General features: G+C 62.3%; 9 protein-coding genes and 1 tRNA gene. 2 read left to right on the top strand and 8 right to left on the bottom strand.

The window, feature by feature from the left end; translation table 11 throughout:
• Nucleotides 1-284 precede the first annotated feature (284 nt).
• Together FWD29_08935 and FWD29_08930 are read right to left on the bottom strand one after the other, a co-directional pair.
• Nucleotides 285-1,565 (bottom strand): MFS transporter, encoded by a 1,281-nt coding sequence (locus FWD29_08935; protein ID MCL2804054.1) that lies wholly within the window; start codon nt 1,563-1,565, stop codon nt 285-287.
• A gap of 194 nt (nt 1,566-1,759) precedes the next feature.
• A complete protein-coding gene (locus tag FWD29_08930; GenBank protein MCL2804053.1) occupies nt 1,760-3,229 on the bottom strand; it encodes an NCS2 family permease in 1,470 nt (489 codons plus the stop codon).
• A 114-nt stretch (nt 3,230-3,343) separates the two neighbouring features.
• On the opposite strand from FWD29_08930, the gene FWD29_08925 reads away from it, so the two are divergent.
• A complete protein-coding gene (locus FWD29_08925) occupies nt 3,344-3,556 on the top strand; it encodes a DUF2530 domain-containing protein (GenBank protein ID MCL2804052.1) in 213 nt (70 codons plus the stop codon).
• Nucleotides 3,557-3,611: 55 nt separating this feature from the next.
• On the opposite strand, the gene FWD29_08920 is transcribed toward FWD29_08925, so the two are convergent.
• From FWD29_08920 to FWD29_08900, 5 genes are all read right to left on the bottom strand, one after another.
• Nucleotides 3,612-4,463, bottom strand: coding sequence for a DUF3027 domain-containing protein (locus FWD29_08920; protein ID MCL2804051.1), 852 nt, complete (start codon nt 4,461-4,463; stop codon nt 3,612-3,614).
• Nucleotides 4,460-4,843: a cold shock domain-containing protein gene (locus FWD29_08915; GenBank protein ID MCL2804050.1), complete on the bottom strand. Its 384-nt coding sequence runs from the start codon at nt 4,841-4,843 to the stop codon at nt 4,460-4,462. Before FWD29_08915 ends, FWD29_08920 begins: the two co-directional genes overlap by 4 nt.
• A gap of 104 nt (nt 4,844-4,947) precedes the next feature.
• On the bottom strand, nt 4,948-7,620 hold the full coding sequence (locus tag FWD29_08910; GenBank protein ID MCL2804049.1) for a cation-translocating P-type ATPase: 2,673 nt from the start codon (nt 7,618-7,620) through the stop codon (nt 4,948-4,950).
• 36 nt (nt 7,621-7,656) lie between these two features.
• Nucleotides 7,657-7,745: transfer RNA gene (locus tag FWD29_08905), tRNA-Ser, on the bottom strand.
• 12 nt (nt 7,746-7,757) lie between these two features.
• Entirely contained in the window at nt 7,758-8,168 is a 411-nt protein-coding gene (locus FWD29_08900) for a hypothetical protein (protein ID MCL2804048.1), read from the bottom strand.
• An 847-nt stretch (nt 8,169-9,015) separates the two neighbouring features.
• On the opposite strand from FWD29_08900, the gene FWD29_08895 reads away from it, so the two are divergent.
• Nucleotides 9,016-10,278: a hypothetical protein gene (locus tag FWD29_08895; GenBank protein MCL2804047.1), complete on the top strand. Its 1,263-nt coding sequence runs from the start codon at nt 9,016-9,018 to the stop codon at nt 10,276-10,278.
• Between the two features lie 1,012 nt (nt 10,279-11,290).
• Here the strand turns inward: FWD29_08895 and FWD29_08890 are convergent.
• Nucleotides 11,291-11,535, bottom strand: a 245-nt coding sequence (locus FWD29_08890; GenBank protein MCL2804046.1) for a hypothetical protein, incomplete at its 5' end; no start/stop codon positions are given.

The following is an 11,535-nucleotide window of genomic DNA, read 5'->3' as shown; positions in this document are numbered from 1 at the left end:
GCAGCTGATGTTGCCAGGCATCCACCCAGCCCGGTAGCCGCCACTCGAAGTAAACCCACAGGCCAGGCCCCGAAAACCCGCCACCCGACCACACTCAACCAAACGTAACCTCAGTCGCGAGGTCAGGCCCTGGACCCAGGTCTTCGGCCCATTTGAGACATAGTACGTCTCGCGGAGTCAAGGTGTCAGGGCTCGGTGTCGCGGGAACTGGTGGTTCTGCCAAAGGTCGGTGTCGCGGGAACTGGTGGTTATGCCAAAGCTCGGTCTCGCGGCAAAGGAGCTGGTTAGGGGACGGGGTTGGTTGAGTCGTAGTGCCAGAAGCTGCGCTGCCAGACAGCCAGGGCCAAGACTCCAACAACGCAGATCAATCCGCCAACTACCACGGCCCAGCCTTCACCCAGCAGACTCGAATTAGCGCCGGAAAACATGTCACCCAGGCGCGGGCCGCCGGTCACCACCACGATGAAAACCCCTTGCAGGCGGCCGCGCAGGTGGTCCGGCACGGCGTCAAGCAAAATGGTGTTGCGGAAAATCATTGAGACGGTGTCGCTGGCGCCGGATAGGGCCAACGCCAATCCGGCCAGGACCAAGGCCCAGATTTTGACTCCGTCGCGTTGGCCAGAGCCAACGCTCAGCAGCACCAGACCAAAACCGACCACCGAGCCACCCCAACAGGCCACAGCCAGCACCACCGCCCGGCCTTGGCGCTGGACCTTACCCAGTGGCCCAGACAACACCGAAGCCAAGGTGGCACCCACCGCCATGAACATGGTCAGCAGCCCGGCCGTAGTGACCCCGCCGCCAATCCAGGCCGCCCCCACGGCCGGAAAGACCGCTCGTGGCAAAGCGAAGATCATGGCGCAGAAATCGGACAAGAAACTGGCCCGCAAGTTTGGCCGGGTCATCACAAAACCCAAGCCCTTTGCCACCGAACGCCAAACGCCTTGGCTAGGGCCGGCATCGGGCGAAGGCGGCACTGGCGGTAGGCGCCAAACCGCGTAGATGGCGAACAAGAAGGCCACCAGGTCAACGGTGTAGGTGGGGCCATAGCCGGCCGCCCGGATCATCAAGGCGCCCAGCATGGGGCCAATCATGACCGAGGTGGTCATTGACAGCGAGCGCAGGGCGTTGGCTGCCGTCAGCAACCTGGCCGGCACAACGTGGGGGATGATGGCGCTGCGGGCCGGGGAGTTGACTGCACTGGCGCCGGCTTGGATCGCCACCAGAATGTACAGCAGGGTGACATTGCCCAGGTCAACGTAGGCTTGGCTGGCTATCCCGGCTACCGCCGCCCACATTACGGCTGAGGCCACCAGGGCCACCCGGCGGCGATCATGGCGATCCGCCAGGGCCCCGCCATATAGCCCCATGACCACAGTTGGCACCAGCGCCCAAGCCCCAACCAGTCCCACGGCCAGGGTCGACTGGGTCAGCTTGTAGACCTCTAGAGCCACAGCCGTAATAGTGAACTGGGTGCCAATCGCAGATACGGACAAGCCCCACCAAAGCCGCCTGAAATGGGGCGAGACTTTCAGTGGCGTGATGTCCGCGAACAGACGTGGCACCGGGCCACCCTATCTTGTGCCTGCGGGCGCCCGGGGTCAGTGCATGAAACGCGTCGAAGGCCAGGGCCGGGCCAAACGATGCCTATGGCCACCGGGGTGATCAGGTTGGCGACCGCCGCGCTAGGTCCCCGGAACCAAGGCGCCAGGCAGGCCCGGGGCGCCGCCGGCGCCGGCAGCGCCCCAAAGTGTCGGGACTAGCCGAGCAAAGCGTCGATTGGCCCCTGGATGAAGTAGATGATGAACAGCGCGGCCGTTCCCCACATCAGCGGATGGATCTGCTTGACCTTGCCGCGGGCCGCCTTGATGACGACATAAGCGATGAAACCAGCACCAATGCCGTTAGTGATCGAGTAGGTGAAGGGCATCACCACGATGGTCAAGAAGGCCGGAATGGAGATTTCGTAGTCGCTCCACTTGATGTCCGCCACCTGCATCATCATCAAGAAACCAACCACCACCAGGGCCGGAGTGGCAGCCTCGTTGGGGATCATGGCCACTAGCGGCGCCAGGAAGGTCGACAGCAGGAAGCAGACCCCGGTTACAACTGAGGCCAAGCCGGTCCTAGCCCCGTCACCGACGCCGGCTGCCGATTCGATATAAGCCGTATTCGAGCTGACGCCACCGGCGCCACCGGCGATCGCGCCAACCGAGTCGACAACCAGGATCTCGCGGACGTTAGGCGGGTTGCCTTGCTCATCTAGCAGATTGGCCTCGGCGCCGACCGCCACCATGGTGCCCATAGTGTCGAAGAAATCGGCCAGCATCAGGGTGAAGACCATCAGGATCAGGGCCACGATGCCAAGGTGTTTGAAAGCCCCAAACAGCGAAAAGTCACCCAGGATGGAAAAGTTGGGCAAATTGAATTCTTTGGGGATTTCCGGCACGGTTAGCCGCCAACCGGCTGGGTTGTCGCCGGTACCTAGGGGGCCGACTTTGGCGATCAACTCGACGATCACAGCCAAGACGGTGGAGGCCAGGATGGCGATCAGCAGGGCGCCGCGGACCTTGCGCACCATCAGCACGATGGCCAGCAGCAGGCCAATGACAAAGACCATCACCGGCCAGGTGTTTAGCGAACCACCGTCGCCTAGCTGGACCGGTGTACCAAGGGCCGGAGTGGCGAAACCAGAATTGACAAAGCCAATGAAGGCGATGAACAGGCCAATGCCCACGGCAATAGCGACTTTGAGCTGACCTGGTACGGCGTTGAAAACGGCCTCTCGAAAACCGGTCAAAACCAGGATCAGAATCAAAATGCCTTCCAGCACAATCACACCCATGGCATCGGCAAAGGACATCTCCGGTTTCTGGGCCAGGGTGAAGGCGACCACGGCGTTCAGGCCCATTCCGGCGGCCAGGGCCAGCGGGAATCTGGCCACCACCCCCATCAAAATCGAAACCACGCCGGCCACCAGGGCGGTACCGGCCGCCACCAGGGGCATAGCCTCGACCGGGCTGGCCGTGCCGCCAATGAAAGTGCCCTGGGCGGAGGGAATCCCGCCCAAAATGATTGGGTTCAGCACCAGGATGTAGGCCATGGCAAAGAAGGTCACCAGGCCACCGCGCACCTCCTGCCAGATGCTTGATCCTCGTTCAGTGATGTGGAAGTAGCGGTCGAGTGCGCTCAGGGGCTGCGCCTGCGTTGGCGCCGGGGTCTTTGCCATGGCCAAAATTCTTCCAGATTCATCGCCTCTGGCGGGGGGCCTTGGGGGAAGTGTTCAAGACCATTGCGCCTTGCCGCAACCAGCCTGCTGCCGGCCTGTCGTAGGGTGGTTGGCATGCCAAACCAACCGCCGCCGGTGCAGATCAACCACCCGCTGCTTTTTGGCCTTGGCACCGGCCTGTGGGCGCTGGCCCTGGCCGTCTTGGCCATCCTCTATTGGGGCTTTGACCAGCCGGTTGGCCGCTGGCTTTGGGTTTGCCTGGTCGGGTTGGTGCTAGGTGTGGTCGGCGTGATCTATTCGCGCCATTCCTGGCGGGCCAAGCACTAGCGCTGACCGCCGCCTGGGCCTGGGCGCGCCAGGCTACCACCACTAAAGCCCGGCTCTACGACCCGGCCGTCTCCTCGGCATCGTGCAATTGAACCGGCACCAAACTCGAGTCGTCGACCATGGGGGCGTTTTCCGGCCAGCGGGTTGATGACCGGGCCACGTCGGTTTCGGAATGCGCGCCGCAGCCGTGGTCAAGCGAGACCACTTGCCCGTCGCGACCGGCCATGCGGTTGGCGCAAACCGCGAACAGCCCACGCATCGACCCTGCCAGGGGCATGGAAAAGCCGCAGCTGGCGCAGCGGGCAGTAGCGCGCACGGCCTCGGCGGCGGCCGGTCCAGCCGCACCGTCGTACCAGCGTGAAGCGGCCTCGTCACGGCCCTCGGGCGAGAGCACCCGGGCCCGGCCCAGGCCCAACTCCCACAGTTCAACTTGGTCGGCATCTTGGGAAGTGTCGGTGTAGCCAGGCTCTAAGCGCGGATCTTCGTTGACATGCGGCAAGACGTCGCCCGGCCCAAGGTCGCCAGGCTGGAGCCGGTCCGCCCAGGGCAGCCAGGCCGGCGCCACCAGGGCGGCCGGGCCAGGCAGAAGTTCGGTTTCGCAGACGCTGGCCCGCCGCGCCCGGGGCACCCGGGCCACTGTCACAGCCCAATGCCAGCCGGCATATCCGGGCAGTTGGCAGGCAAAGCGCAACGTCGCCAGACGCTCGTCCTCCATTACAAAGTCGATGAAGTCGCCAATATGCTGCGCTTGGGCCACTTCTTCCAGCGCCACCCGGGCCAGGTCTTGGGCCGCCAGGTTGGTCAAAATGGTGTCAGTTTTGACTCTTTTTGCCTTTTGCCCGATGCCGGCCCTGGGCTTGGCCGCTGGGCTGCCAGTGGTGGCTGGCTTGGCTTTGGCGGCACTCACCCCTCGAGGTCTCCAGCCACGGCGCGCAGCACTTTGGCCACCGGCGCCGCTTCGCGGCGATCAGGGTAGTGGCCGCGTCGCAGGCTGTTGGACGTTTTGTCCAACAGCTTGATCAGGTCTTCGATGATGGCCACCATGTCTTCGGGGCTTTTGCGGTATCCCCTGGCAACGGTGGGCGGTTGAGACAGCACCGTCACCCTCATGGCTGAAGGGCCCTTTTTGCCGTCGACTACTTCGAATTCGACTTTGGCGCCAGGCCTGGGCGGCTCGGAATCTGGCGCCAGCGCCGAGCCACGCATGTGGACGTCGGCGCCGTCTTCACTAGCGATGAAGCCGAAACCTCGTTCCTCATCGAAGAACCTAACCTTGCCAATGGGCACGGCTGCCTCCTGCTCGTTGGTGGTCAAACGCTGTAGCCACTAAGGCTACCTGGTCTGGCCTGGATTGTTGTGCGGCGGTCAAATGGGGACCAGCGGACTTAGGCCTAGCCGTGGTTGGTGTGGTGGACCAAACGGTTGCGGTATTGGCGAGTTTCCAGCGCCAGACGGAAGGCTTTGTTTAGCTCCGCCACCACACTGGGCACTAGGCATAGCCCAATCGCGATCAGCCAATGCCAGGGCGAAAGGGGCACCAAACCAAAAACCTGACCCAGCGGCGGGACCAGGACTAACAGTGCGAATAGGGCCACCATGGCAAAGGCGGAGACAACCAGGCGCGGGTTCTCAGAAAAACGGCTGGTGAACATGGAACGGGTGGAGCGGACGGTGAAAATGTGCAGGATGGCGGTCCAACCTAAGGCCAGAAACGTCAGTGTTTGGCCCAGGGTGTAGGACGGCGGCTGGGCCGTTGACAGGTGGATGGTCGAGCCGATGTAGAAGGCCACCCAACCCACTGCCACGAACCCCATCACCTGCATGGCGATGACCGGCTGTAGCCCGGAGAAAAGTGACTCATCCCGTCCAATCGGTTTGCGCCGCATGATTCTGGATTCGGCCTTTTCGCGGGCCAGGGCCAGGCCCGGAATGCCGTCACCGACCACGTTGATCAACAGCAACATAATTGGGGTTAGCGGCAGCCCCCAGCCAGTTAGGAACGCCCCCAACATGATGATGATCTCGGCGAAGTTGCAGGTCAACAGGAAGTAGACAGTCTTGCGGATGTTGGTGAAAACGGCCCGGCCCTGTTCGACCGCCGCCACGATGGTGGAGTAGTTGTCGTCCGTCAAAATCATGTCGGCGGCAGATTTGGAGACCTCGGTGCCGGCGATGCCCATGGCCACGCCGACATCGGCGGCTTTGAGGGCCGGGGCGTCGTTGACGCCGTCGCCGGTCATGGCGACCACTTCGTCGTGTTCCTGCCAGGCTTCAACAATCCTGATCTTGTCTTCGGGCGAAACCCGGGCGTGGACGGAGAAGCTGGCGACGGAGTCAATCAGGTCTTCGTCGTTCATCTCCTCTAGCTCTAGGCCGGTGATGACCTGGCCGCCCTCCCCCATCAGGCCAATCTGCCGGCCAATGGCCTCGGCCGTGGCGGCGTGGTCGCCGGTGATCATGATGGTGCGAATGCCGGCGTTACGGGCTTTGGCGATGGCGGCGGCGACCTCTTCGCGCGGCGGGTCCATGATGCCGACAATGCCTTCGAACACTAGGTTTTTTTCGACTTGGCCCAGCTGATCAGGGGCCGGTAGCTGGTCGATGTGTTTTGAACCCAGTGACAAGATGCGAAAGGCGTCTTTGGCAAAGGCATCGTGAACGGCTTGGCGCCGGTCCAATTGGTCCGTGGTGGTGGCGGCGAACGGCACCCGGTCGAAGGCGCCGGAGGTTAAGACCAGGTAGCCGCCGGCCGGGTCTTGGTGGATCGAAGTTGACATTTTGCGTTCAGATGAAAAGGCGATCTCGGCCACTCTGGGGTATTCGGCCTCGAGGGTCGCCTTAGAGCCTGACTTCTGCTGCAGCAGGTGGATGACGGCCGCCTCAGTCGGTGTGCCGATGATCTTAACCTCGCCATCGGCTTGGGTTTCAGCCACGGCGTTGACCACCAGCGCAAACTTGTTCATAAAGGCGGTCTGGGCCTCAGAGAAGTCCGCTTCGACATCGGCCACCTGGCCGCCCTGGCACCAAAGGCGCCTAATCCGCATCCTGTTTTGGGTCAAAGTGCCGGTCTTGTCGGTGCAGATAACCGAGGTCGAACCCAGGGTCTCAACCGCCGGCAGCTTCCTGATCAGGGCGTTCTTCTTGACCATTTGGGTGACGCCATAAGCCAAGGTCAAGGTGACAATCAGGGCCAGCATTTCTGGCACCGCCGCCACACCAACCGCGATGGCCACTAAGGCCATTTCCATTAGCGGTTCGCCCCGTTTGAAGCCGACCGCCAGCATGGTCAAGGCGGCGGCTAGGGCAATTAGCGAAATGACCTTGCCGATCTTGTCGATCCTGACCTGAAGCGGGGTCTTCAGTTTCTGGGTGTCACCCAAATAGCCGGCAATATGGCCCATCTGGGTGTCCATACCGGTGGCGGTGACCACTGCGGTGGCCCGTCCGGCTGTTACCAGGCAGCCAGCGAAAACCATATTGGCCTGGTCAGCCACCGCCACTTTGCCGCTGAGCTGCGCCTGGGCGCTTTTTTCCGAGGGTTCGCTCTCACCGGTCAAAGTCGATTCGTCGACTGTCAGGTCGGTGGCGTCGAGTAGACGGGCGTCAGCTGAGATCAAGTTGCCTGATGAGATCAAAATAATGTCGCCGGGCACCAGATCGGCCGAGTTGATTTCTTCCCGCAGACCTTGGCGCAGCACCAGAGTGGTTGGGCTGTTGAGATTGCGTAAGGCTGCCAGCGACTTTTCCGCGCTGGTTTCCTGGGTAATGCCAAGGGTCATGTTCAGCACGACAATGCCAAAGATGACGAAAAACGCGATCAAGTCCTTCGAGCCGTAGATCGCCATCACCAGCGACAGCGCTGCCGCCACCAGCAGGATGATGGTGGTGACCTCGCGCAGGTTGTGCAGGATCTTGGCCAAAATGCCTTCGGTGGCCTGCTCGTCGAATTCGTTGCGGCCATGCTGGCGGAGCTTGGCGGCGACCGCGTCGCTGGGCAGACCAACCTCTGGGTCAGTGCCGAGTTCAGCCAGCAATTCTTCGCTGGCTACCTCATACGCGTGCATCCCCAAGGTCCTTCCAAGATCCTGCGACTTGAAAAGCGGAGGGTGTGGGATTTGAACCCACGGACACGCTTGCGCGCGTCAACGGTTTTCAAGACCGTCCCGATCGGCCGCTCCGGCAACCCTCCTGGGGGTTTAGCCTATCCGAGGTACCAGCCCGGGTCGCGCCCAGGTGAGACCACGCGCAGCCCGTAGAGCCGAGCGGCTGAGGCGACCTCGGCCGAATAGGTCAACATGACGCTGACCGATTCTTCGGCTGCTGCCAGGCCAACATGCAGAGCTGAATACGGTGACACCGCCGCCACTGCGTAGGAACCGATTTCCAGGGCCCGGCCGGAGATGGGGATCTGGGGAATGCCACCGAGCTGGTCGTAGAGCCGCATGCGGTGTGAGCGGTCCATCACCAGGAGCTCTTCGCCGGCCTCCCAGCGGGCCAACACCGAGGTCACAGCCTCTTTTTCGTGGCCGGCTAGCCAAGCACGCAACTCCTCGCTTTCGGGGAATTCCCCCACGGCCCGCACAATCACGGTTCCATCTAGGTAGTAGCGCACGGCGCTAGCCTACAGACCCTGTTGGCAATCGGGGAACATTTGTTCTTGGCCGCGGCATTGCCGTGAACCCTGTCGCCGGAATCTGACAGGTCCCTTTGTGTCGTCTCGGCCTCGCTTCTTGTCCAAAAAGGGGCCAAAGGTTTGACCCCGGCAGGCCAATGCGGGGTACCTCGTTGCCAAGTGCCCGCTTAGCAGATGGCCCCGACAACCTAAGGCCGATCGCTAACATGGTGGCTGTCCTGATCGCTTCAAAACCGACTCGAAAGGATGTCGCAATGCCGATTTGTCCACAGTGCGGAACGGCGCACAGTGGTGCCAGGTTCTGCGCCAGCTGCGGCCAGAATCTACTGTCTGGTCCCAAAGGGACCGGACAGTCCAGCACCGATACCCCCCCCCCGCTGCTAGTCCAACAGCCGCCGCTCTAGCCGCCGCTCCACCGGGTGACTCGGAGCCACCTGAAACAGACGCCACCCCAGCGCATCCGCCCAAGATTCCCGCCACTTCTCAACCGCCCCTTGCGCCGCAGGTCCTGCCGGCCGATGGCGTTGACTCACCTCTGCCGCAGGCCTCGCCGGCCAGTGTCGCTCCCGCATTCACAGCATCCGGTCCTCCGGTGGGAGAGGCAACTAGGCCAAGTCCCGGTGTCCCGCAGGGCACAATGCCGCCCCCTGGTGCCGGTGGGGGAACATCACCTGCAACCAAACGGCGGCGCAAACTGCTGCCAGTTGCGCTGGCCGTGGTCGGCGTCCTGGTTGTGGGGTCGGCTGTTGCCTTCGGCGTGCCGTCTTTCCGCCAGGCCATTCTCGGCAGCGGGGGTAGCGGTGGTGCGGGCGGTGGCTCCTGGTGGGTGGCGACACCGGACATCAAGAACCCATCTCCTAAGACCTGGACTTGTCCGGGTGAGGCGGCCGAGGCCCGGGTTTTTGCCACCAGGGATCCCGACGTTTTGGCCGTGATGTGTGCCGATTTAGACGACGCCTATTCGCTGACGGCGTTTTCTATCGACAAGAATGAGCCCATTTGGACTATCAAGGATATTGCCGGGTCTGGAATCAGCATGCGAAAAACACCGCCGGTCGACCTGGGCGTTGGCAGCTGGTTGGTCGGCGCCTGGAACTGGGACACCGACAGCCTTGAGCTGGCTTTGTTGGACGCCAAGACCGGCCAAATCAAACAGTTGACTGATACCGGTCGATTCGGGTTTGTTGGCGACTACACAGTGTTGTACGCCAAGGGCAATCGGATTGTGGTGGCCCAAAATTCAGACGACTCGGACCGGCCCGCAGACACTATGCGGCAAGTTGTTGCCCTGAACCCGGCAGATCTGGACGGCGAGCCGGTTTGGACCAAACCCATCGAATCCGGCTGGGGGGCTCCCCCCAGCGTGTTACTTGACGACGTACGGTGGGACCGTGGCGCCATCTCCTGGGATGCTCAAGGCTCGACCATTCAGATCTGCTATCCATGGGTTAGCGCTTCCTTGAGCTGCGAAAAGACCGAGGAATCAGTCTATCTGAATGTGGCTGATGGCTCGGAGGCGCCCAGGGGTGACTTCTACACCGCCCAGGCCACGGGACCGGATCTTGACAAGCTGAGGCAGGCCAGTGGCATCGCTGACCTTGGACCATGGTCTACCGCGCTGACGGCTCCGGGAGTCTACGCCGCCTGGGGCGATGGGAGCTTTGTCTTGGCCAAAGCAGGCGACTCAGACACCCTGGCCCAGACCGAAAAGTTAAGCCGGTACGAACCTTTGGGCGGTGGCTACACGGCTGCCCTGGCCTGCGGCCCGCCAGACGAACGCGGTTATCAGGACTGCGATCCTTCCATCGGTTATGCCATTTGGCACTCGGAGTCCGGTGAATCAGTGGCTGATTGGGCCAGGCTAAGTGACGAAGCCTGGCTGGCGCTACTTGGCCCCAGCTGGGTCTATGTCTGGATGGATGGAGGCGATTTCGCGCGCTACTCGCTTGATGATCCGGGCAAGCCGGAATGGACAGTTGCAGCACTTGGCGAATACTCGGACCTCTGCGTTGTGTCCGGTACCCACATTGTGCTTGGCAGCAAAGACTGGGACGGCATGTCAGGCACCGCCGGGATAGCCATCTTCTAGCCACACTAGTTTCTGGGACCCTTGGCATCTCAGTGACCAGGACTGCGGACCCTGTCGGCGAGGCCAGCACCGTTTGGCGGCCAGATCATTGGTGCCTCGACCCCTTTTGAGCCCGTCGGCTGTGGCTCGCAGGCAAGCGGGGATGGTAGCTGACAGCGGAGCGCCGATGGCGGGCTCAGGGCGAAATGGTGTCACGTACAGCACACCGAACCAGAATCATTGGCACGTACAGCACGCTGAAACCCCTGTTTACCTGGCCATGGACGTGCTGAGCGCGCCAATGGTTGCTCACCAACTTGCTGGGCCGCTTGGGCCGCAGCCGCCATCACCGACGTTTTTCCAATTCCCCGAGGACCGTGCAGCACTAACTGGGCGTCGGCCTTATGTCCATGAGCGACAACTGGCGAAAGGTAGTCGCGGATCGCCCCCAACTCTCGGCTCCGGCCGGCCAGGTGTACGGGCGTACCGCCCGGCTTGTAAGGGCTGACCAGCATTCACTTCGCTCCTTGTTCGAATCTGTATGAATTAGTATGAATCGGCCAATCATCCTGATTCATACAGATTCGGGGCCAAGTGCTGTGGGCTCAAGGCCGGCCATAGGTTTCTCGCCTGGGTCGGAGCTCTGCGTGTCCGATGCCGTGTGCCCGCCTTAGGGCAGGCCCAAGCGCTTCAGGGCGGCCAACCATCGTCGGCTGAAGCCGGCCGTTGTCGTTGCATACTGGCGGGCCATGGCCACTCAGCGGGACACCGCCATGACGGAGCTGCTGGCAGACTCGGCAACGATTCCGGGCGACATTGACGGCTTTGTGTCAACCAGGCAGGCGGATGGATCCGCCAAGCCCTCGAATCCGCGTTGACAGGCGACCCCAAGGACCGGCATGCACTGGCGGCGGTGCGCGGTGGCGCACAACTGTTGGTGACGTCGAATCTGCGCGTCTTGGGCACACAGCCCAGGTGGTGCCCCACGCCTCCACAACCTGTCCAGCCTCCCTCTGGGGCGCAACCGCGCGAGCTATGTGAAGTCTTGGCCGCGGCTGCCAGGGAATTCGCCCGTCTTGGGGGTACTCGATGGTGGTTGGCCGGGCTGTTTCGATCGAGTTTGCTCCAAACCGCACAACAACGAATCGACTTTGAGCGAAACCGGACAGTGGTTGGGTACCGACCTGGGGTAATACAGATTCAGTGTCCGGTGTGGGGTGAACTCGATGCCGTGCTGTCCGGTGTGGGGTGAACTCGATGCCGTGCTGTCCCGCGCGG

This window comes from Micrococcales bacterium, from assembly GCA_009784895.1.
Taxonomy (GTDB): domain Bacteria; phylum Actinomycetota; class Actinomycetes; order Actinomycetales; family WQXJ01; genus WQXJ01.
Note: the sequence above shows the minus strand (reverse complement) of the source record. Positions and strands in the feature narration are given on the sequence as shown.